The sequence below is a fragment of the Huijunlia imazamoxiresistens genome (assembly GCF_037132455.1).
Classification (GTDB): Bacteria; Bacteroidota; Bacteroidia; order Chitinophagales; family Chitinophagaceae; genus Flavisolibacter; species Flavisolibacter imazamoxiresistens.
In genome coordinates this window covers 1-26,519 of sequence record NZ_JBBBEI010000023.1, presented here as the reverse complement: position 1 = coordinate 26,519, position 26,519 = coordinate 1, and the positions used below count along the sequence as shown (strand labels likewise).

The following is a 26,519-nucleotide window of genomic DNA, read 5'->3' as shown; positions in this document are numbered from 1 at the left end:
ATGGAAAAGAAACCAGCAGGCCGGCGGCCGGTGGACAGAAAGACCATAGTGGTGCTGGGGGCATCCGTTCTGGTGCTGATTCTGGCCCTTTCCATCTTCCTCAGCCGGGCGAAGGGCAGGGACGAGAACCTAGCGCTGAACACGAATGTGCCGCCCCCGTCCAAGGACAAAATGCACCTGTACGATTCGGTTTCCTCCAATAAGGCGCTGGCCTATGAAGAAGAAAAAAAGAAGGCGGACAACGGGGCCGTACCCCTGAACCTGGACCTGGGGCCGCTCACTACCCCGGCTGAAGAAGAAAGCCCGGAGAGGAGAAACCCTCCACGGGAAGGCGCCCGCGACTCCCAATACCTGGAACCTACCTTAAAGGAGCAATTGAAGATGTCGCAGGAGGAGTTTTACCGCCAGAATCAAAATAACGGCACCGGGCAGCAGCAGGAGGAGGAACCGCCCCGGAGGGAAGTTCCCGTATATGCACCCCCGCCGGCCCCTCCTCAGCAGCAGGTGGAAGAAACGAAAAAACCGGAAGGTTTCACGTCCGTCACCTTCGATGGCCGGGGCAACCCCGCTACCAAAACGGTGAACGGGCAAACCTTTGTGTACAGCGATGCGGAAAAGGGGGCAGAGGACGTAAAGGGCAACGTACTGGAGAGCACCGGCGGGGATGTGTACGCGGACAAGCAAAACATTGTGGGATCCATCATGCGGCGCCAGGACGTTTACAGCGGTTCGCTGGTGCAGATCCGCCTGGAGGAGGCCATCGTGGTCAACGGGGTGAACATCCCCAAAAACTCGGTGATCACCGGCCGGGCCCGGATTAGCAACAGCCGTATTGAAGTGGTCGTGCCTTCGGTTTATGTGGGCGGGATCCTCTATGACATCGGCTTCCAGCTGTATGACCAGGACGGGGTGTCCGGCCTTTACATTCCCGATGCGGTCAGCATACGCCAGGTACGGGCGGAAAACTTCAAGGCATCGGTGAAGCAGGGGATCAACCAGGAAGTGGAGAACGGCACCCGGGAAAGCACGGATGGGGGCAAGGCCGGCGCCATCAGCCGGACTGGCCGCACCCTGGCCAGGATGGTAACGGGGGGACAAAAGCCCCTCAAAATCAACGTGCCGGAAGGCTATAAGGTGCTCCTCCGGCCTTATTGTGAAAGTTGTAAACGCTAACCAGGCATGAGAAAGCTCTCCTTCCTTTTGGCGGTGCTGCTGGTGCTCCAGGGGACACCCCTGGGGGCGCAGGTCAGTTTTGCCGGGGAAAGCCTGCCGGTAGAAAGGGGCCCGGTTGTCTTCACCCTGGATAAATTCATTAAGCGGTACAAAAAGCAGGCGTGGATCGACAGTGTCAAGCAGCTGGCGGTGGAGGTCTTTCCCATTTTGACCCGTATCCTGGCCCGCGAGGCAATACCCGAAGACTTTAAATACGTGCCGGTGGTGGAAAGCACCCTGGACGTCTTTGCCCTTTCCCCGGCCGGCGCGCGGGGGATGTGGCAGTTCATGCCGCAGACGGCCACCGCTTTTGGCCTCCGGGTGCAGGGCGGTAGGGATGAGCGCAGCGATTTTATCAAGAGCACTTATAGCGCCTGTGCCTATTTAAAAAGGCTCTACCGGATGTTCGGCAGCTGGCACCTGGCGGCAGCGGCATTTAACTGCGGGGAAGGAAGCCTGGGCGCCGCTATCCGGCGGAGCGGCACGCGGGACTATTACAGCCTGGTGCTGAACCGGGAAACAGCCGAATACCTGTACCGCATCGTGGCGGTCAAGCACCTTTTCGAAACTGATCCGCGCTATGGCGCCCTTTTCCGTAGTGGGGAGACACTGGTACTGCAGGCTGCCGATAGTAGCTTTTCAAAAACAGAAGTTGCAGGAGAGGGGGACCAAGGGTTTCGGACGGTTTACTTTGATCAGGACACGCTGACGCTGGATGCCGGTGGCTGGCATCAGCCGGACCGGTAGAAGCGTAAAGGAACCCTGGGCCAGGCCCGGTTTCCTATTCCAGGGTAAAGTTCTTTGAGTCGTTGTCTGCCTGGCCCCATAGGACCAGGCTATTCGGAATCCTTTTTAGCGGTGTCGTCATCATCGGAAATGGAAATGACCTTGCCTTCCTTGCTTTCTTCTTTTTCCTTATGCTCCCCGGAGGGGGTAGATGACGCAGTGGCAGTTCTCTTCTTTTCGGCTTTCCGCTGGCGGTACTGGTCCAAGGCTTCCTCGTAGCCTTCCTCACCGGGAAAAAGGGTATCCGGGTGGTAGCGCCGGATCAGCCCACGCATCCACTCGGTAAAGGCAGGCTTTAATTCCCGGCGGTAGGACAGAACAAAATAAATCAGGATGCTGAAAACGTAGCCCAGCAGGATCAACCGCATCCAGAGGTTCTCCCGTACGAAACGGTTTCCCATCACGAGTAGGATGCAAATGATGCCGGTAAAGCAAACCACCGGAACAGCAAGATGGCGAAGCATAGAAGAACTTCTTTCATTGTCGTGCTCCATAGAAAACTTTTTATTAAATATAAAATATATAATCCCTGTAAGGACCAGTCATTTACTACATAAAAGTTGTCTTCACATGGAAACGCTGTATCCAAAGTTATCGATTAAAAACCCCGAGGTATTGGACGGGCTTGCCTTTTGGTGCTTCCGGCTTTCCATGGTTATGCTGGCCGTCAGCCTGCTGTATTTTTCGTACCTGCTGGTGGGCTATTACACCTGCCGCAGTGCGGCGGCGAAAAAATCGTTCCTCCTGCGCAAAGGCGTGGCGGGTGCCCGCGGCAAAGGGGGCAAATGGTTCCTGGGCTTTCTGGTCTTTTTCCTGACTTCCTATTATTTAAAATATAAAATGTGAAACGATGAAAAAGCTTGTTTTGGTGCCGGCGCTGTTAGGGGTGGTCGCAGCTTGCGCCCAAAACTCCTGGGGGATCAAAGGGGGAATGACCCTAGGCAGTGCGCTCCATCACCTGCAGACGGTGCGGCAGTTCCATTACCCGCAGGCCGGTTATTACCTGGGGTTGTTGCGGGAGATCCCCTGCGGGGTTAGCGGGGAGACGTTTGTGGTTCCTTCCCTGGAGCTGGCCCAGCGGGGTTATACGGACCAGGTTTACACCGGCAGCCAGGTGACCGGCCGACACAAGCTGCAGGTGACACATACCATTTTTTCATTGGGACTGGCCAAGAAAGTAGCCTTGGGCAGGGGCGGCACCAGGCTGTATGCGGCCCTGGTCCCTTATGCGGGCTATGGGCTGGGGGGAAAAGAAAAGTACCTGGGCGGCGCGGCCGACAGCACGTTCTCCCTTTCATTTGGGGAAGAGCGCCGCAGCTGGAAAAGAGACACGGCAGGGAAGTTCCTGCGGCAGGGCAACGACCTGGTCCGCCTGGATGCCGGCGCCGGGATGAGCCTGGGCGTTGAACTGGCCAGCGGCCTCCGGCTGGAAGGCAGCTACCGGCTGTCGCTGCGCAACAACCTGCCGGCTGGAACGGCGGAAAACCGGCTCCGGTTTACCGGGTTTTCCGTGGGCCTTACCTACATCATCACCAATTACTACTAATCATGAAAGCAATTGACTGGCTGGTGTTTATGGCCGTGCTTTTAGGGGGCTGTAAGGCAAAGGGGGACCCGGCGCTGGCGGCCCCTCCTTCAAATGGGGAAGGCAATTTGGGAATGGATTTTATATCGGATTCCCTGCCTGCCTCTCTTAAGGAGGACCGGGGCATGGAAAACAGCGTCTCCGGCAACTGGGAAGGGGTTTATTACCCTTTATTCGAAATGCCTGATGGTAGGATCTTGGAGGACAGCGGGGCTGCGATTCGCTTTAAAATGGCTCCAGATGGCAGAGGTGTTTATAGAGAGGCACAGCTTTTCGGCGACTACCGCAGCGACTTTTTTTCCTTTGAGGGACAGCCGGAGGGCGTTGCCGTTTCCCCCAGTTACCGGGGGTGGACCTACTACCGGCTGAGTGACAGCACACTGAAGGACAACAGCGGCAACCGGTATAAAAAATCAAAAGGGGGACAGCGATGAAAAAGAAAAAGGAAACAGGCGGCCCCCGGATCTGGACGGCAACCGACGGCCGGCAGTTCCTGGAGGAGGCGGTCTGGCGCAATTACGAACGCGGCCTTTTGAAGGTACCGGTTTCCACCTTCGGGGAGGAGGAAATCCAGCTGCTGACCGAAACGGTCTATGGCTACTGCTATGACCTGAAGGGCCGGCCCTCGCAGGGAATGAAATACCGCTACCTGGTCCGGCAGAACCAGGTGCTTTCGGCCTTTAACGAAGACGGCATCTACCAGGCTGCCTTTGATGTGGCGGTGGAATGTTACGCGTCGCCGGGCAACTTTTCGGAAACCCGGGCCAGGCTGGAAACGGTAATCCTGTACAGCTTTACCGGGGTAGGCAACATTGTAGTGGTCCCTTACCACGAGGGAAGCGGGATCATTACCGGGCTGGAGGAAGGCTGGAAGGGAAGGGTTTATCCCGTGGCGCCGGTCGTTTCCTTCGCCGACAGTGCCGGGGTACTTTCCCGCCTGGGCTTTCGAAAGATCTGGAACCGCAAGGAGCGGCCTGTGAACGACATGCTTTTCGCGGAGGCCTGGAAGCAATTGTTTTCCTGCATCATTGATTAACCGGAAACCTTTGGAGCGAACAGGCGATTGTAAAATAATGGGCAAATGCAGGCTTACCCCTTCCGGGCTTCTTTATGCGGCAGCGCTCCGGTTTTAAGTCAGAAACTTGCCAAGACTCTTAAATATTATTAATATTTTTAGTTTGAAAAAACTTGCACTATGGACAGTTCAATGCCGCAGGCTTTCAACAGTGATTTTTTGGAAGCGAAACTGCTGACAGATAAGCGCAGGCTTCAGGAAATTTACGATCTAAGAGTACTATCATATGAGGATTCGCCTTATTCGGTATATATTAATAAGGAGAAATTTCCCAATGGGTACTTCGATCATTTAGACCCGCTTGAAACGACGTATCATTGGATTGTGGAGGAGGACAAAAAAATTATCGGGTCAGTACGGGCAGCCATCATTCAAAACCTTGAGGCGTTGAAGGATGATTTGCCACCACTCGAATTACCCCAAAATGTTCCCTTTGCCTATTGCGGCAGGACGGCCGTCCACCCGGGCTTTCGATCAGGGAAGGTAATGCTCCTGCTTGACCATGCCATACGACGGTTTATTACCGATAATTCTGAAATAAAGTTTGCATTTTGTTTAGCTGTGCCGGAGCGGGTGAGCGCGGTAAAAAGATTAGGCTTTCAATCGAAAGGCTTTGTACCGTATGACTGGGGGATAGGCGAGAAAACTGAGTTGGAAGCCTTTGAATTCAAAAAATAAGTTCAGGAAACCTCCCCGCACTTTAGCAATCTCTTTCAATAAAACAGAACCTGTCTACAAGAATGGAAATAATCTTTAATAGAAAGGTAGGTTAATTTCTAAAGGGAACGAAAACGGAAAGCCGACGTAACATGCCATAAAGAGCATGTTACCAAGCGTGTTTGGAGCAACGCATTAGATGATCCTGCCGCGAAAAAGATGCTATTGCTCGTTTTCTAAATGGTTATCATAAAACTATAAAACTACTTTTCCATAAAAGTAGTTTTATAGAAAAGTATAAAAGGCGCTTTATGACAATCCAGGAATTTACATCACTATCCGAAGCCGAACAGGGGAGACTGTTGTTCCTGGAAGGAGAATTCCTCCAGGATCGGGCAACTTCCGGGGAACGCAGGCAGATGCTTTATGGTTTATATGGATTCTGGGTGGAGGTGGTATACAACCGCCGGGAGAACGCCATTGAAAGCATGCACCCCTTTGCCGACACCAGGAGACTGGAACCGTACCTGGACAATATTGCGCTTCCCGACTTTTTGCGGGGCACCGGGGGATGAGTCCCGTTGCCGCCGGTCGCAAATGGCACTTTGCCCCCTGGTCCGGTGAGGAGCAGAACGCTTGCTTACGGAAAAAATGAGTTTATGAAATACAGCTTGTTTCCCTCCTTTCTGGCGGCCCTGATTGCAGCCGCCCTCTGCATCTCTTCCTGCAATAAGGAAGGCGGTGACCCGGACGATGGCGGAAACCTTATAAAAGGCCTTGTCCGCGATACCCTGGCCGGTTACGACAGCGCAGGATTCCGGGACGCGGCAGGCAAGAGCGCCCGGTTCTTTTTTCCCTGCGAAGCGGTGGTGGACCCGGGCGGCAATGTGATCGTGGCAGACGAGGGCAATGACTGCATCCGCAGGATCACGCCGGCAGGAGAGGTCAGCACCCTTGCCGGGAGCCTGGAACACGGCTGGGGTGTCATCAGTTGGGGCTTCAGGGACGGGAAGGGCACGGCGGCACGGTTTAATGCGCCTCAGGATGTCGCCTTGGATGCCGCGGGGAATCTCTACGTAGCGGATGGAGAGAACCACAGCATTCGGAAAATCACCCCGGACGGCACAGTCAACACGATTGCCGGAAACGGGGAGGCCGGGTATACGGACGGAAGAGCGGACACCGCCCGCTTTTTCATGCCTACGGCCCTTGCGGTGGACTGGCAAGGCACCATCTATGTAGTGGAGCGGTTCCGCCACCGGGTCCGCAAAATCGCCGGCGGTATGGTCACCACCCTAGCAGGAACCGGGGAGGCAGGGCTTAAGGACGGAGCCGGGAAAGAGGCCCGGTTTTACCAGCCGCGGCAGGTGGCAGTAGATGGAGACGGCAATCTATTTCTGGCGGATGGGGACAACCGCTGCATCCGGAAGATCACGCCGGCCGGCGAAGTGACCACCCTAGCCGGGGGGAGCGGTTCGGGTTTGGCGGACGGAAAGGGACAGGCTGCCCGCTTCATTCAGCCCGAAGGCCTAGCCATCGATAGCCGGGGAAACCTGTATGTAGGCGATGACGGTTATTTACGGAAGGTCACGGCTGCAGGAGAAGTAAGCACGCTGGAGGTAGAAGATTTTGCCGGGGAACCGGCCCTGTTTCGGTATGCGACGGGGGTAACGATGGACGCGAAGGGTAATCTTTTTGGGGTGGAACGCAATGATCATTACGTATGGAAGCTCAAAAGAAAGTAGGAGCCCCCTTCCGGCCAGGCAGGCGAATATCCTGATTTTCTGGCGGTGTTTTTGGGCGTTACGAAAGAACACCGGGATAAATGGAAGTAATAGGATACATAGTCGAGCTTTTATTTGTTTTTATACTTTACGGGCTGGGGGAGTGGTTCAAACGCAGGGGAAGGACCAAACTGGCCATGGCCACGTTTCTTACGATGTCGCTTTACTGCATGTTTTTGCTGATTATCAATAATTTTTACAATTAGAAAGGATATGCGGGCCAAGGTCTTCTATCCTAAAATTTGTTACACGTCTAAATCGTCCAAAAGTTCTGATAATATTTTTGCCTGTCGACAGGTCAGACAAAAAAGCAAACATCTATTGTTTAATCGAAAACCGTTTAACCAAAAAGGAAACAAAATAGCTGACATAGAAAAATTTAAATAAAGTCTTCAGCACTTCGATAATCCTTCCATAAAAGGAATAAGGTTTGAAATAACCTGTGCTATTTCCCAGCATATGCATTATGGAATCATACAGGTATTTATCTATGGACGGAGAGAACTTTTTGCTCTCCATGTTAGCAATATCTCCTAAATGTTGGTGAACTTGATTATCAGCTATCCACTTCATATGCTTTTCCAAATAGGAAAGCAGGATGGGAACAGCATTTTCATCTAATTTTAAAGGAAAATGCTTATATGAAATTATCTTTTCCAAAGCAATAATTTCAACTTGGTCCTTCCCTAAGGTAAACTCCATATAGTAGGCTATGCTAATAACTCCTCGAGAACTACCTTCGGTTTTTGAAAATTTAATATCTACTTGAGCAAGCCGATAAAAATAAGATTGGGTAAAAGAATACCAAGGTGCTCTCTTCTCTACTAATTGAAGTGGTTGCGCTTTATGATAATTAATATAGTCGTAAACATTTTTTACTTTCTGCAGGGTAATCCTCGCCTCTTGTAGGCTTTTTTCATTTTTCTCTCGGTAGGCTATTTGCTCCTTTTCGATCAATACCGGATCAATAGTGTATGTAGAAGTGTCTATACTTTGTAGACTGAAACTCATTACGCCAAAAATCACGGCTGTGAAAACTGCGAACAGGATTAAAACGAAATAGTTTTCCGGCTCGTATAAGAGATGTTTCTTCTTAACCCAGCTGATAAACATATGGGGCAGGAATAAAATGACCAAAACAATAGAAACGACTAAAAATATCTGGCTGAGAAAATCAGAGCGGTATAAAAGCTTAGGAAAGGCCACGTATATCATACCAACTATAGGAAATATGCATATAACGTAGCAAAAAAGAGACAAGAAGTCTATTTTTTCTCGATTAAAACAGGCATTGACCGTTTCCGTTATCCTAAACATTTATAAATATAATTACTTTTAATACAAAAAAAGAACAGCACGCATCCTACAGTTTTGCAAAACCGTGAAAGAATAAAAAGCATTAAAAATGGATCATAACCAACCTTTATTAAAACGAGACTGTAAAAAAACCGTGTAAACATTAGCAAAGTCACATTGTAAGTAAAAAAGATACTATATAGAAACATCACCCAGTCAACCCAGGCCGGGTGATGCTATTACTTTTTAAAGCAGGCCTTCATCAGCGAAACTGTAGTAGCCTTCGCTGCTGATGATCAGGTGATCCAACACCTTGATATCCAGGCACATTCCTGCCGCCCGGATTTTGTCGGTGAGTTCCCGGTCCGCGTGGCTGGGCTGGAGCGCGCCCGAGGGGTGGTTATGGCAGTTATGTAAAACTTTGCATAATTCGCATTATGTAAAGTAACCGTTTATGTAAAGAAAAGAGGAGCAACAATAAGTAAATCAATAACTTACCTATTATCACTCCTTCGTTTCTTTACATAATAATCTTAGAACTGCTTTAGCCAGGTAATTAAATTGTTGTCCTTGGTCCACATAGCCTCTTCATTAGGAAGCACTTTAACATAGGCTGTCTCTAGGGCTTTTCGTTTTTGTTTGGAATCGGCCCTGGCATAGATCTCTGTAGTTTGAATGGATACGTGCCCTAATATATCGCGGATATATACCAAGTTCACACCTGCTTGAAGTAGGTGCATAGCCTTGGAATGCCTAAGGGAATGGCAGGTAATCTTTTCAGGAATCAAAATCTTATTTACATCCCGAGCCGCTTTACAATATTTCTGGACTATATGATTGATACCTGCCCGAGTAAGCTTTCCCTTCCTACTGTTAAAGAACAGAGGATACATATTAGCATACGGCTCGTTTAACCGATGCTCCTTCAAGTAGTTTTTCAGATGATCGGTTTGTGCATCAAGCATGGGAACCAACCGTGTTTTATTTCCTTTCCCTATAATCTTAATGGTTGGAGGGTTATCGAGCCGGAGCATTGAAGGCGTCAAATCAATAATTTCCTGTACCCTTGCGCCACTATCGTACATAAGTGCAAGCAGGGTTAAGTCGCGCCTTCCTTTTGAAGTGGTTGTGTCGGGTTGCGCAAGTAGCAGCTTCATTCCCTCAATAGTAAGGTAACTAATGCTCTGTTGAGGTGTTTTCTTAAATTTAATGGATAAAATCTTCTGGCATTCATGAATGTAATCCAAACATTCACTTTGCAGATACCTGTAAAATGAGTGAATGGCTGCCAGTCGAGAGTTTCGTGTTGAATGGCTGCATTTTCTTTTCTTTTCAACCCAATCCAAAAATTCAAGGATCGTCTCTTTTTGGACTTTCTGTAAGGTAAGCTTTTCAATTTTTATGTGCTTCTCCTCTTGGACAAAGGTCAGTAGCAGGACGAATGTATCTCTATAGGAAGCAATAGTATGAACGCTTGCGCCCTTTTCGTCGGGAAGGTATCTTGACAGAAAGTCAGAGATATACTTTGCAAAATCAGTCGGTTTCATAACTTCTAGGTTTAGGGAATACATCGAGGCAGATCATATCAACATCTTTAACCAAATCCGGAAACATGTTCGCAGTAAGCCGGACATAATGATTGGTGGCCCCTAAGGATTGATGTCCCAGATATGTTGAGAGAATGGGTAGTGAAGCATAAAGATCAATCCCGGCTTCGGCCATATTAGCCAAAGAGGTGACAGCAAACGTATGCCGCAAGTCGTGAATGCGCGGCCATCGCTTTTTTTCAGTGCATTGAATGGCAGCTTTCTCCAAGCATATTTTAAACCAATCCCGCACTCCTAAACCACATTTCTTTCCGTCAAGACGGACAAAGAAATTTCCCCATTTTGTTTTTCTTATAGGGAGTCGATCCCGGTATCTGACATACTCTTTACAAACCGATACCAGGGAGTTTGATATCGGTATGATTCGCTGCTTGCCATTTTTGCAGTCCTTGACACGCAAATAATTTTCCTCCAGATTAACGTCCTGATTCGTTAGAGCTAAAGCTTCGCTGATGCGTAGTCCGGTACTGTACAGCAACCTAAGCAGTGTTGGCATAGAAAACAGGCAGCTTTTCATTGCCCGTTTATTTAATACTAATTCATCACAGGCCTTAAACAGGGCATCAATCTCTTTTTGAGAATAGATATAAGGATAGAATGTTGTCCGGGGATAAGGTGGAAGTTTAGGTATATAAGAGGAGATGCCCAAGTCGCATAAATAAGCAGAAAACATTGCCATATGCCTTACTCTTCCATGGTGGTAAAGTTCCGTTTCTTCCGGCTGCTTTTTGCACCACTTTTGCGCAAACTGCTTGGTAATGCCAGGAGATACTTCTCCTTCCTTCTCTGCCAACCGGTCAATCTTACCTAATATTATGGCTCCTGTGGTATACTTAAACCCTAGTTTCCTTTTCATCTCGATGAACTGATTTATATGCAGCCCATAGATACTGTTATAAGTCCTATTCATAAAAAGCCCCTCCTTTCTGCTCATAAAAACCGTTGGCTACAGGGGGCACATCAAGCATGCATTGCTTCATCGAGTTGAGATCTATTCGAAGGTAAAACCTGGTTGATTCCGTATTTTCATGTCCTAATACTTCAGAAATTACTGGAAGAATAGTGTTTTTTTCCAGTAGTCTGGCACCCAGGCTGTGCCTCAGGCTGTGCGGCCCAAATCTTCTTTCTCGGGTATCAATGCCTGCTCTTTTAAATGCTCTTTGAACCACATGGGTGATAACATTGCTTGAAGAAAAAGGGCCACGAGGAGGCCTTTCTGTTAAAAATACATACGGTTCTTCAGATTGAGGCCGGCCGTATTTTAAGTAATCAATGATTGCATTACCCACGTCCGGCAACAAAGGGAGGATCAATTCTTTGCCTGTTTTAGCTTGATTTATTTCCAGGGTGGAGGTATCCCAGTGCAAGCTTTCAAACTTCAGCCTGGCGATATCTGAGGCTCTAAGACCGAGCCTGGCTGCAATAAGAATAATGGCAAAGTCTCGTTTTCCCTTTGCGCTGGAGCGATTTACTGACGAGATCAACTTTTCTATTTCTTCTGTTGAATAGGTAGACGGTAACTTCGGCTGAGTGACCGATCTGTATTTTGGAAGGTTTCCGGAAAAGTCTACTGCTAATAGTTTATGGTTGAAGGCGTACTTTATTAAGCCGCGAAGTGCTGGCAGTAAAATGCCCATATTGGATTTTTTACTGATATCCAGATCGTTTAGGTATTGAAGGATTAAAGGCAAATTCACTTCTTCAATGGCGTGAAGCCCCTTCCTATTGCAGTACCTAAAAAAATGAAAAAGGTTATACCGATAGCTTCGAATACCCTCTGCAGACATTCTTTCCTCTATTCTTTTGTAGTCAAGGAAATGTTGAATAGCCTTGCCAATAGGTCCGTTAAATATCCTTAGCCTTTTTTCAATACGCGGCGCTAAGTCAATTTGCTCAGTCTGCTGGAACTCCGTCAGCATTTTAATAGCATTATATAAATGCTTTTCATAGGAGGTAAGTTCTTTGATACCACGATTCCCAAAGAAGTGACGCAGGACCTTTCCCTCTACTTCTAAGGAATAATACTCAATGTCCTTGGAGTCCATAAAGTTCCTAATCCGTCGCCAGTTTGCCTTGTAAGTCCCTACAGTTTTTATTGAAAAAAAGAGCTTTGACTTAAGGTGATCCGCAGCATTCACAATCAATGAATTAATTTGTTTGTCCATAAACAAAATATTTAAATGTGAAAAACGCTGGTAATTAGAACTTTTATTTCAAAAATTCAATAGAACAGGCTGGTTTACAAGGATGTAAGCATGAGCTTTCTAATAGGCGATATGAGTAGTTAGATCATTAATTTTACACTATGAGACGCTTTTTGTGATGCGACTATCAAAGGAAAAAAAGCTGTATACATTACTATATTAACAAGTTATCAGTTGTCTAATGAGTAATCTTAAATTAGCAATAGAAGATCTATATTCTACCTTTAGTCAATACACGACTTTAGGCATTCAGCATTGCGACTGTGGTTGTATTGATGAAGAAGACGTAATGAAGTTGCATTCAAAGCCACTTAGAGAATTAAATGAAGACGATTTGGTTTCTTACCATGGTAGCGCATTATTCACGTGGGGAGACATTGAACATTACAAGCATTTTTTACCAAGAGTTTTCGAATTATATTCAATTAAGAGAAATTCCGGATTGATAAACCTTTTTGATATTGGCTGCAAGTTGGAATATGCCAAGTGGACAGACTGGCCAGAAAACGAAATACAGGCTGTAAAAAGTTTTGTACTTGCAGACTGGATAGACTTTGCAAATGACACTACTGCAAGAGTTAGCGATACCGACTTAATAAATTATTTAAGATTTCATGATATAGAGCAGTTGATGCAGAATTGGAATATTACTCAATCTGAAAAAGCTTTAAGAAATTTTGTGATGTTCTTTTATTATTACGGTAACTTGATACTTGACAATCGACTTAAGCTTAATGAGAAAGAGTCTAATCAAGAACTAAGGAAACTCATTTATGCTAATAACCTTACCGAAAAGTTACAAGAAGCGTTTTTTAAATATGAGGAAAAGGACAAGGAGTATGCAGAAAAGGTTTCTATCGTTTTGCAAATGATTGAGCAGCAATTAAAAATAGATAAGGTAAACAATAGGTGAGTAAGCCAAAAGATAAATGCATGGGCCTACTAATAGTTAAGAATGCTGTTTGAAATATTATGCAAAGTTTATTCTTTATAATAATTTGACTATCAGCGTATAGTGTAACTTTCTTTACATAAGCGTTTCCTATACATAATGGCAGAGCAGGAGGCTGACGCTGGATACCTTTAACCCCGCTACCATAATCAACCGGGGATCAGCGATGGTGCTGGTGAGCCCTCCGCTGAAAGCCTGGTACACTGCCAGCACCCGGTTGGCCCGGTTCAGGTACAGGACCTTGAACTGTTCCAGCAGCCCGATCTTTCCCTCTTCCCAGCAGTTGAGGAATATGTGGTAGGCATCCTCGGAACAGCTGATGAGCGGCCTTTCGGAAGCTTTGACCTTGGAGCGGTACACCAGTTCGATTTCGGAAACAGCGAAGGCGTCGGAGGGGCTGAGCATCTTTTTCATACTTGATGTTTTAGGAATGAAAAAATAAATGACGGCACCTCGTCAGCCATCCCGCTCCCATTTGTGCAAGGAGGATCGGAATAAATGCGTGAATTGATGCTGATGCACTCTTGATGCGGATGGTACAGGATAAAAAGAAGAGGAGCTGCATTGCCGCTTTATGCCGAAGTTCCTTGCAAACAAATGGGCAGGGGATGGCTAAGTTTGTATAGTCATGGAATTTTTATTTGGCTAGGCGTGCCCAGTAGGATTACACGACGCCGAAGGGTGCGACGCAACCAGTGATTTATGGTTGCAACACTGCTGGTTTCCATATAAATCTCCAAATACCGCATCCTGGCGGACAGCGCGCCAATTGTAGCGTTATGGACCGATCCAAGCACCTATGCGCTGGCAAGGGTATTCCCCAAGAGTTGCAAGGTAGGGCGGAGGGCTTGGTAAAAAAGAAAATAAACAGGGCTCAACGCCCGATTCAGCCGTTAAGGCAATGAAGTCGACAGTTTAGGGAAAACCCGGCTAAGGATATCCCCAGCGACTTTTCGGGAAAAGCTGCCTGTATAAAAAAACGGGGGAGGTGAAATGATCTTGGATGAGTTTCCTGATACCATTGATAGAACCATTGAACGACCCAAGATCTTACCGCAATTCAGTCTTGTTTATTTAAAAAAATTAAAAATACTCTAACTCATGGTGTTCAAGTCGTTAGCGAGAGCTTGTTCATCATAGACCGTTAGATTTCCATCACGAAGAAGAGAATAATATCTGCGGCCGGCTTCCAAGGCGGCTCTTTTGTCTCCGGACCGTAAAGCCTGATCATAATCCTGTTTGGCTTTAATTGTATAGGCTTTTCTTTTTCGGTCTTTTCGTGAACCATTAATGAGCAGAAATATGCAGATTACCAATACGATTAAAAGAAAGATAGCGAATCCCATAATGCATAGTTTGATTTGATAAAGTAAAAAAGAAAATCTCTACAATCCAATTGTTTATTGCTTCATCCCCGCCTTTTTCATCCATGCTACATTAGGAGCTAAGTCTATAAATTAATATTAAAATGTCTAAGCCAACGATAGGGAAATTAGCCGTGGCTAGGCAACGAACAGTCAGGATTTCCCTGCCCGTTCACTCCATGGTATTGATGGCGCAGTTTTGACCAGCTGCTTCCGGCTCCTCGAAAGGGTGGGTTGCCTCGAATTTTCCTTTTTCACCGCATGGTCTCCACGGCTACCCTGAACCTGTTCTTTCAGGTGTTTCTCGATTGCCTGGATTACCTCCTCCAGTGCCCTTTGATCCTTCACCTCTCCCTCCACCACCTTCCAGAAAATGGGTTTACGTTTTAACCCTTTTGCCAGCAGCATGGGCCGGTTGCTTTGCAGCACCACCTTTTTATCGCCTGCAGTAAGGGTAAACAACTCAAACCCCTTCAGGGGCTTTCCCTGCTCCACCTGGAAAACATACCGCAGGGAACCGTACGGGAGGTCAATTTTAAAGCGCATAGGCAATACTAATTATTTTAGCAATGCCTGCAAAAAAGAGGCCTACCGGAAATGGCTAATACCAAAATGAGCTGCTTAATGGGAGCGGAAATCACCCCAAACGCCGCCGGAGCGCTTATATAATTTTTCCGGCGCCGCATCTTGTAGCCATCAGTTCCCCAAATTAAAAAGAATGGCCTCAAACCTACATAGGAAACAGGTGATCCGCAACCAACAGGCATTAGCCGCTTTTTTTTGCTACTGCTTCCCCTACCCTGTCTGACCGAGGGTCAGGCTGGGATGGAAGTCCTCTTTGTTTTTGTGGCTGTGACGACCGTTGCTTTTTATACGATTATTGGAGGCGGCCTGATTTGGCTGGTGGCAAAACTTGCCCGGCCATTAAAACCGATATCCCTGAGGGTTGCGCTGGGCATTGCCCTGGTTCTTTCCCTGCTGTTGCTGTTGGCGGGTGGGATCTGGGTCTCCCCGCTTTTTTTACTGGAGGGGGATTAATGCTTTTGCTGGAGGGACTGCACAGAAGGTTTGTCGGAACGGCAGCCTCCAAGGGCAGGAGCGCTCCCTGGGCAATGAAGCAGTCCCAACGCCCGGGCGGTAAGGGTAATAACTGATTACAGGAAAATTCAATATTCCTTTCCTTCTTTTTTCACTAGCTCATGTGTAACTTGTTTTTCCTATTCGTTCCCCTGCTCCCCTGTCCCCTCCCTCTGATTGATGAACTCCTGCTGCAGCTTCCTGTTTCCTCCGGGAACGGGTCCCTGCCCCATTGGTAACGCTCCCTTTTCCTCCGTATCTTGAACGGGCATTCCGGATGCCCGGGGAGACGAACCCGAAGGCTTGCATTTCTGTAAGCACATCCTACCCCTTTTCGAAACAATGCGTTGCGGGTGTCCTTTGCTTTTCGGCATTGGTGGCCAGGCATGCGGCAGACCGCCGGCCTGTGGCTGTATGGCGGATACGGCTATGGCAGCAGGTCGATTGGATACCTGAACGATTTATGGAACTTCAATCCTGCTACGGGCAGGTGGACCCTGCAGAGCGGCGATGGTGCCGTAGGGGTCAAGGCTGCCTATGGAACCAAAGGGGTGGAGGATGCCGCCAATACCCCCGGTGTACGGGCACAGGCCGCCTTTTGGACGGACGGCAGCGGCAACCTGTGGCTCTTTGGCGGGCAAGGTTATGACGGTCGTTTCGGGTTCCTGAGTGACCTGTGGAAGCTCAATCCCGCTACCCACGCCTGGACTTTCCTGGGCGGCGGTCGTTCGATGAACGTGGCGGGGAAATATGGGGCCAAAGGTGTGGCTTCCGCCACCAATATGCCGGGCGCCAGGGTGGATGCGGTTTCCTGGAGAGACGGCAGTGGCAACCTGTGGCTGTTTGGCGGTGGCGGTTATGTCGCCGGTGCCCCCAACTGGGGCTTCCTGAACGATTTGTGGAGGTTCAGTCCTGCCACAGGCAGGTGGACTTGGGAGGGCGGCGACTCTACGCTGAATGTGCCCGTTGCCTTTGGCGCCAAAGGGGAGGGGTCTGCCCTGCACCATCCGGGAGGAAGAGCGAAAGGCGCTTCCTGGAAGGACGGCAGCGGCAACCTCTGGCTGTTTGGCGGGCAACCCTATATCGCCGGCGCCGGTGGGGAGCGGAACGATTTATGGAAATTCGGCACAGGTAACCCTGCCGCTGGCAACACCATCTCGCTGAACCCGCCGGGCTCCGGCAGCATTTGCCCCGGCGCTTCTATAAATATTTCCTTCAACGCCACCGGGAGTTACGGGTAGGGCAATTCCTTTACTGCCCAGTTGAGCAATGCGGCGGGATCGTTCTCTTCCCCGGTGGCCCTTGGCTCGGTCAGCGGCACCGCCAGCGGCTTTTACACCATTAATGCTACCGTTCCCGAAACTGCGGCTGCCGGCACCGGTTTCCGGCTACGGGTGATTTCCGCGGGTCCAGCCGTTATCACCAGCGACTCCGCTAACCTTACCATAGTTGCCCCGCCTGCCACGCCCGTGATTTCCTCCAGCGGGCCAGCCAACTTCTGCAGCGGGCAAACCGCCACCCTCACCGCACCGGAGGGTTACACCTACCTGTGGAGCACTGGGGCCACCAGCCGCTCCATTACCGTGGACAAAGGGGGTACTTATACCGTAACGGTTTCTACAGCTGCAGGCTACTCCGCCACTTCCGCTCCCCTTACCCTTACCGGCGGCATGCCCACCTGGTACAAGGATGTGGACGGCGACGGCTACGGCAATGACGATAAGCCGGTACTGGCCTGTTCCGCGCCCGTAGGCTATGCCGCCAGGGGTGGCGACTGCAAGGGCCAGGACCCCACTGTTTATCCAGGGGCGGTGGAGCTCCTCAACGGGATAGACGACAACTGCGACGGCATTAAGGATAATGTTTCAGGCGTAACGGCGGCTGCTTCCCCGCTTAATGATGGCAGAGAAACCCCGGGGACCACATCCCTGAAGGTAAGGATAGGAGCCAACCCCACGGCAACCTCTTTTACCCTGCTGGTGCAAAGCGGCAGCACAGGGGCGGTATCGCTCAAAGTATGGGATGGCCTGGGCCGGCTGGTGGAAGTGCGCAGAACCGCTGCAGCCGGCAGTACGCTGACGCTGGGCGAAGGCTACCGGCCCGGCCTGTACCTGGCCGAACTGAGGCAGCGCAGGGAAAGGCTGACAGTAAAGCTGGTCAAGCAGCCCAACTAATACGTTGCGTTCCGGTCTATATACCAGCCCGCCCTTTGTTGTTGAAACGAAGGGCGGGCTATTTTGCGCTTGGTTTTCTTGCCGATCCTATAGGACGCAGCCCTGCTTTGGTAAGGCATCGGCTTGGTGTCATTCTTTTAAAGAAACCCATCCATCAAGAGAATCCATCAAGAGAAAAAAAATAAAGGGAAAAAGAAGTTTGAGGCACTAGCCAGGAAACAGGCAGCCGTGGAAAGGCATACTTATGTGATTTTGGGAAAGTAAAAGCAGAGGGAATGGGAAAATAGTGCGAAGAAAAAAATTAACGTTTTGTTTTTCGTATCGTTTTTCTTTGCTTCTTTGCACCACGAAAAACATCCGGACTAACCGGATCAGCGGCTGATCCAGCTGAAAACAGGACCAGCCCTTGATAAACGTTTTTTGCTACTAACGATTCATATTGCCGCTAACGATTGCCTTGCATATGAAATTCTTTGCTACTAACGATTCTTATTGCCACTAACGATTGCCCTGTCTATGAAGTTTTTTGCTACTAACGATTCATATTGCCGCTAACGATTGCCTTGCATATGAAATTCTTTGCTACTAACGATTCTTATTGCCACTAACGATTGCCCTGTCTATGAAGTTCTTTGCTACTAACGATTCTTATTGCCACTAACGATTGGCTTGCTGATGTTCTTTGCTACTAACGATTGACCTTGTCACTAACGATTGCTGCCTTTCTTTGCTACTAACGATTCACTTTACCACTAACGATTGCCTTACCTTCTTTCGATGACACAAAAATAAGAGGAGTCCTGCTCCTCTTATTTTCAATTCCTGTGCCATCTCATTATGTCAAAACGGGCCAAAGGCTTGTTAAAACCCTTTACCGCAGTGGGTTTCAGCCGTTTATATTCATTATTTCCAACCCTTTTTTTCCGCGGAAAATTTCATTGTTTCACCATTAAAACAGCCGAAGGGACAAAAAGGCCGAAAAGGTAGCGAAAGCTGCCAGGGGCCGTCAGCCTGCGCCGGTACAAATACGATCCCGTGACCGGCCATGGGACAAACCCTCCCCAAATGCAGAGCTGCAAGGCTGGTGAGGAGCTCTCCTGCTTCCCGGCTGGACGGACCAGGTTGTCGTCCCGGGTAAGGGAGGGAATCCCGGGAAGAACGTCTTTAAGCACTGCAGGAAAAGACTCAATGTGGTGTCGGGAAGCCGTGCCGGTTTATTCTCAGCCGGGCCAGCTGGATGACCGCGAGCACCATTCCGCACAGAACGGAAATGCCAAACAGCCATAAGGTAACCAGCGGTACGCTCTGCAAGAAGGTACCGTAGTTGTAGCGAATGCGGTCATTAATGAAAAAGATATAGAGGGAAAGCAGGGTCAGCAGGATGCCGGCAAGGTGCAGGACGGGTTTTACCCAGGCCCTTCGCTTTATCCGGTAGAGCTTATGGCAGATATACAGGCAAAGGATGCCCCCGGTCCCCAGCACAGAATAGTCCCCGCCATGGGGAAGGGCCAGGATGAGGTATACCAGGTAAGGTCCCCCGAAAGCTTCCCCGCTGATCAGGATCAGGACAAAAGTGAAGAGTTGGGCCAGGGGATACCCGGCTATACGCAATGCCTTCATAATGCTTTGGTTTAGAGTGATCCCCTGAGGCGCCTGGACCTTTCGGGAGGGGCATAGTGCCGCAAATCCGGTGTTAAATTCCCTTAATTCCTGTGTTGCTGCTTCTTCCCCTTTCCTGGAAATCAACAGCCCTTGAAAGCAGGGAGCAAATGCCTTTGAACAGGTAAACTGAACCAATTCAGGAAATGTCCCTTTCTTTCGCCTTCCTGAGCTTGCCGGCCTTCATGGTATACCCGGTTTTCATGTATTCGTCAATCTTTATAAGCTCCTTCGTCCATTCCCCATTTCGTTTTTTAGGTTGCAGCCGGAAATGCCCCCGTACCTTGAAGCCCTCGGTTCTCACAAGGGTCGTGATCCACCGGCAGTCCAGCAGCTGCACCTTCAGGTCCGTTTCGTTCAGGTACATGCAGCTGATGTCCTTCACCTTTTTGCCGGCCGGCAGGTACCTGGTTTGGACCTCGGCAAACTTGATAAAGGCAAGCGTTGTCGACAGGAAGTTGACCACCTCATCCCAGATTTGGAATTGGCTCTGGTCCTTAAAGGAGGGGCTCTGGTGCATCATATCACAGATCACGGCCTTGCCATGATCATATGAGGTATAATAAGCGAGCCGGTTGCAACTAAAGAAGAAGATCACACCCTTTTGCTGGTTTTCCAAATGATACAGGAAAGAATAAGAGCCCGGGTAGATGAGGCAGCCGGACAGGTTTTCCAGGGAGCACATGACTTCCTCCGTCTGCAGTTTGTCATAGCATAAGTGGATTGCCTCGGCAAACGGGTTGGTGATGACCTGGACGTTCGAGCGGAAAAGATCCGTGTACCGGTCCAGGCTTTCCTTAATATGCCTTTGTACGGGGAGAAAGTCAACGAGCGCTTCGGGGGGAATGGGCATTTGTCGCTTACCGACAGGTGCATGAAGGAGGGCCAATGCCGGGTTTGTATGGTAGCTTAATTTCATACAGATAAGCTTTAAAGGGTAAATCTTTTGTGTTTGCCTGCCCTTAAGGAGTTTGTTGCAGGAGGGGCCAAAAGAAGGGATAAAGTAGGGGCAGGCAAATGTGCAATGCGCTGTAACAAGTTACTCTTCACCTTATATACCCATTAATAAATTTAAATATAAATCTGGGAACTAAGCCTCTGCAATAGGGAATGTAGATAAAGAAATGCGGGTAGTTTTAGGAGCTGCCTCCTGCACCTTTAAGTAGCTGAGCACCACAAAGTAAAGGCCCGGAAGGCTGGGAGGGGCGTTGAAGATGGGGGCGTTGTTTCGTTCCGGGAGTAGGGGCTTTTCGAGCGGTGAGGGCCCTGGGCCTGTGGGCAAGGGAAAGATTGGTGATGTTGCAGGGGTCCTGTGCAGGCTGTTGCCCCGTATTATTTGAACGGGAAGGACGCGCGCACGGCAATGGACCAAACGCTGATCAGGGCAGTGCTTCAATTTGAAATAAAATAAAGGGAAAAAGAAGTCCCTGTTCCGGTCAATAAACAAAGGATTATTGGCTGTTCAAAACCGGGGCAAGGCTCACGGAACGCATCCTTAAGTTGCAGCACGCTAGGGTGGCGGGCTTCCAAAGGAGGTTGTAGCAAAAAGAAAAGGCCTCTGCCTGAGAAGCCTCTTCCTTAATTAACGTGAATTAAACGGTGCACCTCTAAGACTAGAGGGTACGATCACTTGAGTAAAATATGTAACGTACATATAATGCCAGAACCCGTTTTCCGGCCTGCTGTAGACAAATAACCGGCTTCCCCCTGTAAGCCTAAATGCCGGTACGGTATTTCCCTCCTGCGGGGTTCGCTAACCTTCCTTTACAAGATATTTTGAATCGATCCGGATGGTAAAGAAGCTATACTTCACCCAGTAAAGGTCCTGCCCAGGCGTTGACTTTTGAGTGTCCAGGTACTGCACGATTCCCAGTTCGTCGTTGTCCAGGGCATGCTGGAACAGGAAATGGTTAGCCTTGGTGGATGGGTCCTGCAGGATCAGGTCATCTAAGTGTACGCGGTCGCCTTCGTTTAGCATGCTGCGAAGGTAGGCCCTTCACCCCCCAGGCACCAAATGCGGATGCACGTTTACGGAATCACTGGGCCCCTCCAATAAAAAGGGAACGGGCCCAAATAGGGAACGGTCCGGGATATTTATTTAGGGTAATGAGGCCGCCAGCTGTTGTTGCCCGATGGTCTAACCCTGAAGCTGCTGCATCCAGTACGGGGCTTACGGGAAAGCGGGGTAATTTTAAATAACTTTAGAAACCACAGGACAAACGGCAGCCCGAGACCGTCTGCATTTTTATTAAAATCATGGGCTGCCATTGCTACAATTCTGCCATGAAAAGCCTCATTGGAATCATAACGGCCTTGTTTAAACCTCAAGGGCAAAAGAAGCCCCTTTATCCTTCCCGCCGCCGGAAAAAGGGCTTACAGGAAAGGGTGGCGGAAGACCTCAGCAGGGGAGACCATAAAATGGCTGTCCGGCGTTTAATGGGTTCGTTGCAGCACGATCCCCTGGACCCCTTGGTCTTGGACAAGCTGGCAACCATTCTTTTTGCATACGGCCTGGATGAGCGGGCAGGGCGGTATTGGTACCTGAAGATGGATAAAGGGGAAGGCGAGCGGGAGGCTGTGCGCGCCTTTGAAAAGTCCCTGGGCTCGGACCCGATCGCCATCCTTAAAAAACTCATTACGAAGCGCAGGTTTGCCTTTTCCCGGCTGAGCGAACCGCAGCTGCGGATCCTGGAGGACCTGCTCATCCAGTCCAGGCAACGAGAAGGCACAACTCCCAGGTTTTTAAAGGGTCTGGAAAGGCACCTGAATAGCCCGAAACGCTTTACGCGGCCAGGATAGGCCGAAATCACCCGGACTACTAATTTTTTCGGGGGGCATAGCTGGTTGGTGCACAAGGAAAAGCCCTCCCTGTTAGGCCTCTTCCACCCAATCCCACCAGGCGATGACAAAGGTTGTTCCCTCCGGGGTAAGGCAGCCGCAGACCGTCACCATGGGCACCATCAATTCCTTGTAAACACCGTTATCGGTATAGTTTTAACCAGCTTTCCATTGACTATCTTCTTAAAGAAGCGAAGCAAGTAAATCCCTCTAAGTTCTGTAGTATTGTGAAATAATATTAGCCCCTAATGATATGGATCACTTCCACCGACCTAGCAGGCTGGGCACCGCAAAGAGACTGCGAAGAGCATTTTCCGCTCCTGATCCGACGACTGATTGTTGCCAGCCCGGTTCAACTTACTTGGATGCAGTTTCCCGCCGGGGACAATGTAGCACTTCCTGGATTTGACGGATATCTGGAAGCACTTTCTGCCACCCCGTACATCCCTGAAGGCAAGTCCGTCTGGGAGATTGGAACCGGCAAGGATTACCGTGACAAAGCCAATGGTGATTACCAAAAACGCGCCGAAAAGCCCCTATATATGGATCCCATGGATACAACTTTTGTTTTCGTTACCCGTCATGTATGGCGGGAAAAGGAAAGTTGGGTGGCAGAACGGCTGGCAGAAGGAAAGTGGAAAAATGTAAAGGTGATTGATGGGCTGATGCTGGAAGAGTGGCTGGACACTTGTCCTTCGGTAAGTGCCTGGCTTGCAAAGTATTTGCACAAGTACGGTGAAGACATGGAAGCCCTTAGTGACTTTTGGGAAAACTGGAGCCAAAACCCGCAGCACAAGATTGCGCCTAAGCTGGTCACGTCCGGCAGGGAAAAGGAGATGGATGAACTAAAAAGGTTCCTTTCTGCCGCCCCGGCTCAACTCACCGTTAAAGCCACAACTACAGAAGAAGCCCTTGCTTTTATTGCGGCAGCTGTGGAACAAATGGAAGGGGAGCACAAAGAATCCATCCACGCCCGAAGTGTGATCGTGGAATCGGAGCAAAGCCTGCGGAAACTGATTCCATCCATTACCCATATGGTAATTATTTATAAAGGGGAAGATGCCGGACTGGGTATGAAGGTGACAAAAAGCGGCCATCATGTTCTGCTACCTTTGGGGAACGAGGTCACATCCAATCGAAAGGGAATTCACCTGCCAAGAATCAGGAGGTCTGGGTTTGAAAGTGGATTAAAGGATATGGGGTTCGGTAATGAAGAAGCCCTGCGCTTAACCCGGGATTCCGGCCAAAGCCTTTCGGTTCTGCGTAGACGGCTAAACTTCTCTGAAGGCCAGCAACCCCAGTGGGCGAAGAACGGACCTCACCAGCACCTTCTGCCTGCACTTTTTGCAGGGGTATGGATAGACCAAAGCGAGGGCGACCGAAGCTTGCTGGAATTACTGTCCGCGGAGCCTTATGACCGCTACATATCAAAGCTTGCCGGCTGGAAGATCGATAAGGACCCACCTGTGATGCAGGTCGGCCATGTGTGGCGGATGACTTCTGCGCTGGATGCCTTGTCTATGCTGGCTCCTTTTATTACAAAAGATGATCTGAACCGTTTCCGGGAAGCTTTTCTTCTTGGTCTAGGTGAAATAGATCCACGCTTGGAACTGGAGCCGAGCCTACGTCACATGGCCGGTATCAATCAGAAAAGTCCCCGATTCTCCCCAGCCATTAAAGAGGGACTTTGCCAGTCTTTAGTGCTGATGGCTGTTTTCGGGGAATCATTTGATTTGCAGGCACACCCGTTCCCTCAAGGTTTTGCAGACTCACTAGTTCAGGAACTGCTGAAAGAAGCAACGGGAGATAAGTGGTGCTCTTTACAAACCCATATTCCTCTTATTGCCGAGGCAGCGCCTACATCTTTCCTGTCTGCAGTGGAGCAATCCCTGGAGAGGGATCATCCGCCCATAATGAAAATGTTTGAGGAGGCACCAGGTTTGCTCAGTCCGCATGCATATCATACTGGATTGCTTTGGGCTTTAGAAGGGTTAGCCTATTCCTCCGAATACCTTCATCGGGTAATCCTTATTTTGGGCAAGCTCTCTCGCCTTGATCCCGGAGGCCGCCTGAGTAACCGCCCAGCTCGCAGCCTGAAAGAAATCTTAATTGCCTGGATTAGCCAAGTTGATGCAGACTATAGCCTGAGACAAACCATTCTGAGCCGACTGATCCAAAGGGAACCAGAAGTGGCCTGGACCCTCTTGTTATCCCTATCACCAAAGTACCATGGCTTTCCCAGTTCGATTAATAAATGCAGATGGCGGTTCAATTCCCAAGATATTGAAAGGCAGGTTTCTGCAAAAGAAATCGAGGATTACCGCTCCTTCATTTTTGACCAACTATTGGCACTTGCGCAGGGAAGCGAAGAAAGACTGGGTGTTCTGGTGGACCTGCTTCCAAAGGTCCCCGCGGCAGCCAGACAAAAGTTGGTACAGTTGCTGGTGGGCAACAGGAATAACATAGAAACCGAAGGCATTGGTATTTGGAACGCCCTCAGGCAGCTAATTGGAAAGCACCGCAGGTTCGTAGAGCAACACTGGGCCTTACCATCAACGGAACTGGAAAAGCTGGAGGAAGTGCTGAAGTTGTACGCGCCGGTGGATAGCAAAAGAAGCTTTGCGTATCTCTTTGAAGGGGACCAGATATATGATAGCGACCTTGCTGATTATATGGACTTTAAGGAGCGGGAAAAAGCCCTGAAGAGTAAACGGCTGAACGCCTTAAGGATGATTTACGAAGAAGAAGGATGGGAAGGACTAATGTTTTTAATCCACAAGCCGGTAAAGCCTAACTTACTGGGATATACCGCTGCAGGCCTGTTCGATTCAGCGGCAGAGGATACAGAGTTGCTCCGGCTTTTTTCCGAATCAGTCGAAGGAGAAGCTTTTACTCAGTTTTTTGGCAGCTATTGTTTCTATAAGTCCTTACAGGCGGGAAAGGAATGGAGCATCGGCATGGCAACACGTATGAACCAACTGCAGTTGGATTCAGCGCAGCAGGCCCGTTTCTTTTTGGCCCTCGTATCGGACCGGCCCTGCTGGCAACTGGTGGAAGAGGCTGGGCCAGAGGTGGGTAAAATATATTGGTCGAGAATGCCCCCGAACTTTTTTTCCCTGGACCAAGCAGATGCAGGCTACTTGATTGAAAAGCTCAGGGTATATAAAAGGCAACGGGCTGCAATCGAACAAGTGGCAGATTTTGTAGAGAATGTCCCTTCATCTGCTCTGGCAGAACTCTTACGGGAGGCTGCGACGGTACCTACGGAGGAGGATGTCCAGTTGGATAGGATAGGAGAAATAATCCAAATTCTGCAGGAAAGGCGGGACCTAGATAAGCAAACACTGGCCCAACTGGAATGGTTCTATTTAGACTTTTTATCTTGCTACAGCTCCGAATATAGACCGGTTACTTTATTTGAAGAGCTAAAAACCAACCCGACCTTTTTTGTTGAAGTGGTATCTCTTCTTTATAAGCCCGACGACCGGGAAACAGATTCGGCATTAACGGAAGAAGAAAGACGGCAAAAGGCAATATTAGCGATTCAGGCCAAAAGGCTACTGGACAGCTGGCGGGATGTGCCCGGTGCTCAACCTGATATTACCATCAAAAAGGGAGAGTTGTTTGAGTGGGTGGCTCAAGCAAGAAAGGCCGCGGCGGAACTGAAGCGCGTATACGGTGTGGACAGCCGACTAGGAAAATTACTGGCCTTCTTTCCAAGAAATAATAGCCGCTGGCCTCCTGATGAAATCTGTGAACTTATTGATTCATTGGATAGTAAAGTTGTACAAAGGGAATTTGGCACCCAGATTTTCAATAACAGGGGACTTTATATAAAAGACCCACACGAAGGAGGGGCACAAGAAAGAGAGTTGGCATCCTATTTTGAGCGCATGGGAAAACAGATACTTTCAAAATGGCCGGTCACGGCTTCCATTTTATTTGACCTTGCCAAGGGTTATACTGAAGATGCCAAAAGGGAGGATGACAGCGCTCACTTGGATGAACTTATCTGAACAGAGTCAATTTAGGAGTAACAAGCGAAAACAATTTATTTCAGGTTGACTTGGCTCCCTCTGCATGCGGACAGTTGCTATATCAATAATAGTGGCGGATTTCCTAAAAGAAAGCTTAAGGGGAGAAGTAAAACAACCGCATTAAATTATACTATTATTACAATAGTCCGGTAATTTTTTGAAATACAGTAGAGGTTAAAAAATAGTTGGCAGACAACAAAAAAGGCATTAGA

25 protein-coding genes and 1 pseudogene are annotated in these 26,519 nt (G+C 49.1%); 15 read left to right on the top strand and 11 right to left on the bottom strand.

Going from position 1 to position 26,519, the window contains the following annotated elements; translation table 11 throughout:
• A complete protein-coding gene (traM, locus tag V9K67_RS21400; RefSeq protein WP_336726052.1) occupies positions 1-1,173 on the top strand; it encodes a conjugative transposon protein TraM in 1,173 nt (390 codons plus the stop codon).
• Positions 1,174-1,179: 6 nt separating this feature from the next.
• On the top strand, positions 1,180-1,959 hold the full coding sequence (locus V9K67_RS21395) for a lytic transglycosylase domain-containing protein (RefSeq protein ID WP_336726051.1): 780 nt from the start codon (positions 1,180-1,182) through the stop codon (positions 1,957-1,959).
• Between the two features lie 89 nt (positions 1,960-2,048).
• On the opposite strand, the gene V9K67_RS21390 is transcribed toward V9K67_RS21395, so the two are convergent.
• Entirely contained in the window at positions 2,049-2,399 is a 351-nt protein-coding gene (locus V9K67_RS21390; protein ID WP_336726050.1) for a hypothetical protein, read from the bottom strand.
• Between the two features lie 169 nt (positions 2,400-2,568).
• Between V9K67_RS21390 and V9K67_RS21385 the strand changes: the two genes are divergently transcribed.
• The 7 genes from V9K67_RS21385 to V9K67_RS21355 all read left to right on the top strand — a co-directional run bounded on the left by V9K67_RS21385 (position 2,569) and on the right by V9K67_RS21355 (position 7,060).
• The gene (locus tag V9K67_RS21385; RefSeq protein ID WP_336726049.1) at positions 2,569-2,844 is read left to right on the top strand and encodes a hypothetical protein; all 276 of its coding nucleotides are present in this window, start codon (positions 2,569-2,571) and stop codon (positions 2,842-2,844) included.
• 4 nt (positions 2,845-2,848) lie between these two features.
• Positions 2,849-3,544, top strand: coding sequence for a porin family protein (locus V9K67_RS21380; RefSeq protein WP_336726047.1), 696 nt, complete (start codon positions 2,849-2,851; stop codon positions 3,542-3,544).
• Positions 3,545-3,546: 2 nt separating this feature from the next.
• Positions 3,547-4,017 carry a hypothetical protein gene (locus V9K67_RS21375; RefSeq protein WP_336726046.1) on the top strand — a complete coding sequence of 157 codons (471 nt, stop codon included), beginning with the start codon at positions 3,547-3,549 and terminating at the stop codon, positions 4,015-4,017.
• A complete protein-coding gene (locus V9K67_RS21370; protein ID WP_336726045.1) occupies positions 4,014-4,619 on the top strand; it encodes a hypothetical protein in 606 nt (201 codons plus the stop codon). The genes V9K67_RS21375 and V9K67_RS21370 overlap by 4 nt, the downstream gene beginning before the upstream one ends.
• Positions 4,620-4,778: 159 nt before the next feature.
• Positions 4,779-5,336, top strand: coding sequence for a hypothetical protein (locus V9K67_RS21365; protein ID WP_336726043.1), 558 nt, complete (start codon positions 4,779-4,781; stop codon positions 5,334-5,336).
• A 290-nt stretch (positions 5,337-5,626) separates the two neighbouring features.
• Entirely contained in the window at positions 5,627-5,890 is a 264-nt protein-coding gene (locus V9K67_RS21360; RefSeq protein ID WP_336726041.1) for a hypothetical protein, read from the top strand.
• A gap of 84 nt (positions 5,891-5,974) precedes the next feature.
• Entirely contained in the window at positions 5,975-7,060 is a 1,086-nt protein-coding gene (locus tag V9K67_RS21355) for an NHL repeat-containing protein (RefSeq protein WP_336726039.1), read from the top strand.
• A gap of 357 nt (positions 7,061-7,417) precedes the next feature.
• Here V9K67_RS21355 and V9K67_RS21350 read toward each other — a convergent pair whose 3' ends face one another.
• The 5 genes and pseudogenes from V9K67_RS21350 to V9K67_RS21330 form a co-directional block, all read right to left on the bottom strand.
• Positions 7,418-8,314 carry a hypothetical protein gene (locus tag V9K67_RS21350; RefSeq protein ID WP_336726037.1) on the bottom strand — a complete coding sequence of 299 codons (897 nt, stop codon included), beginning with the start codon at positions 8,312-8,314 and terminating at the stop codon, positions 7,418-7,420.
• Positions 8,315-8,641: 327 nt separating this feature from the next.
• Positions 8,642-8,791, bottom strand: a pseudogene (locus tag V9K67_RS21345) (JAB domain-containing protein); the annotation flags it as partial.
• Positions 8,792-8,928: 137 nt separating this feature from the next.
• Positions 8,929-9,942: a site-specific integrase gene (locus V9K67_RS21340; RefSeq protein ID WP_336726035.1), complete on the bottom strand. Its 1,014-nt coding sequence runs from the start codon at positions 9,940-9,942 to the stop codon at positions 8,929-8,931.
• Positions 9,929-10,858, bottom strand: coding sequence for a tyrosine-type recombinase/integrase (locus tag V9K67_RS21335; protein WP_336726033.1), 930 nt, complete (start codon positions 10,856-10,858; stop codon positions 9,929-9,931). The genes V9K67_RS21340 and V9K67_RS21335 overlap by 14 nt, the downstream gene beginning before the upstream one ends.
• Before the next feature lie 46 nt (positions 10,859-10,904).
• Positions 10,905-12,167, bottom strand: a complete 1,263-nt coding sequence (locus V9K67_RS21330) for a site-specific integrase (protein ID WP_336726031.1) — start codon at positions 12,165-12,167, stop codon at positions 10,905-10,907.
• 220 nt (positions 12,168-12,387) lie between these two features.
• On the opposite strand from V9K67_RS21330, the gene V9K67_RS21325 reads away from it, so the two are divergent.
• Positions 12,388-13,119, top strand: coding sequence for a hypothetical protein (locus V9K67_RS21325; protein WP_336726029.1), 732 nt, complete (start codon positions 12,388-12,390; stop codon positions 13,117-13,119).
• A 129-nt stretch (positions 13,120-13,248) separates the two neighbouring features.
• On the opposite strand, the gene V9K67_RS21320 is transcribed toward V9K67_RS21325, so the two are convergent.
• Both V9K67_RS21320 and V9K67_RS21315 read right to left on the bottom strand, forming a co-directional pair.
• Complete coding sequence (locus V9K67_RS21320; RefSeq protein ID WP_336726028.1) at positions 13,249-13,572, bottom strand: JAB domain-containing protein; 324 nt, start codon at positions 13,570-13,572, stop codon at positions 13,249-13,251.
• Between the two features lie 1,103 nt (positions 13,573-14,675).
• Positions 14,676-15,068 (bottom strand): hypothetical protein, encoded by a 393-nt coding sequence (locus tag V9K67_RS21315; protein WP_336726027.1) that lies wholly within the window; start codon positions 15,066-15,068, stop codon positions 14,676-14,678.
• Between the two features lie 279 nt (positions 15,069-15,347).
• On the opposite strand from V9K67_RS21315, the gene V9K67_RS21310 reads away from it, so the two are divergent.
• From V9K67_RS21310 to V9K67_RS21300, 3 genes are all read left to right on the top strand, one after another.
• Positions 15,348-15,560 (top strand): hypothetical protein, encoded by a 213-nt coding sequence (locus V9K67_RS21310; protein ID WP_336726025.1) that lies wholly within the window; start codon positions 15,348-15,350, stop codon positions 15,558-15,560.
• Positions 15,561-15,985: 425 nt separating this feature from the next.
• Positions 15,986-16,840, top strand: coding sequence for a Kelch repeat-containing protein (locus V9K67_RS21305; protein WP_336726024.1), 855 nt, complete (start codon positions 15,986-15,988; stop codon positions 16,838-16,840).
• Between the two features lie 21 nt (positions 16,841-16,861).
• On the top strand, positions 16,862-17,773 hold the full coding sequence (locus V9K67_RS21300) for a MopE-related protein (protein ID WP_336726023.1): 912 nt from the start codon (positions 16,862-16,864) through the stop codon (positions 17,771-17,773).
• Between the two features lie 1,185 nt (positions 17,774-18,958).
• Here V9K67_RS21300 and V9K67_RS21295 read toward each other — a convergent pair.
• The 3 genes from V9K67_RS21295 to V9K67_RS21285 form a co-directional block, all read right to left on the bottom strand.
• Complete coding sequence (locus tag V9K67_RS21295; RefSeq protein WP_336726021.1) at positions 18,959-19,393, bottom strand: hypothetical protein; 435 nt, start codon at positions 19,391-19,393, stop codon at positions 18,959-18,961.
• A gap of 178 nt (positions 19,394-19,571) precedes the next feature.
• A complete protein-coding gene (locus V9K67_RS21290) occupies positions 19,572-20,351 on the bottom strand; it encodes a hypothetical protein (RefSeq protein ID WP_336726019.1) in 780 nt (259 codons plus the stop codon).
• A gap of 834 nt (positions 20,352-21,185) precedes the next feature.
• Positions 21,186-21,410 (bottom strand): hypothetical protein, encoded by a 225-nt coding sequence (locus V9K67_RS21285; RefSeq protein ID WP_336726017.1) that lies wholly within the window; start codon positions 21,408-21,410, stop codon positions 21,186-21,188.
• A gap of 278 nt (positions 21,411-21,688) precedes the next feature.
• Between V9K67_RS21285 and V9K67_RS21280 the strand changes: the two genes are divergently transcribed.
• Entirely contained in the window at positions 21,689-22,231 is a 543-nt protein-coding gene (locus tag V9K67_RS21280; protein WP_336726015.1) for a DUF6584 family protein, read from the top strand.
• A 287-nt stretch (positions 22,232-22,518) separates the two neighbouring features.
• Entirely contained in the window at positions 22,519-26,286 is a 3,768-nt protein-coding gene (locus V9K67_RS21275) for a hypothetical protein (RefSeq protein ID WP_336726013.1), read from the top strand.
• Positions 26,287-26,519: the final 233 nt, after the last annotated feature.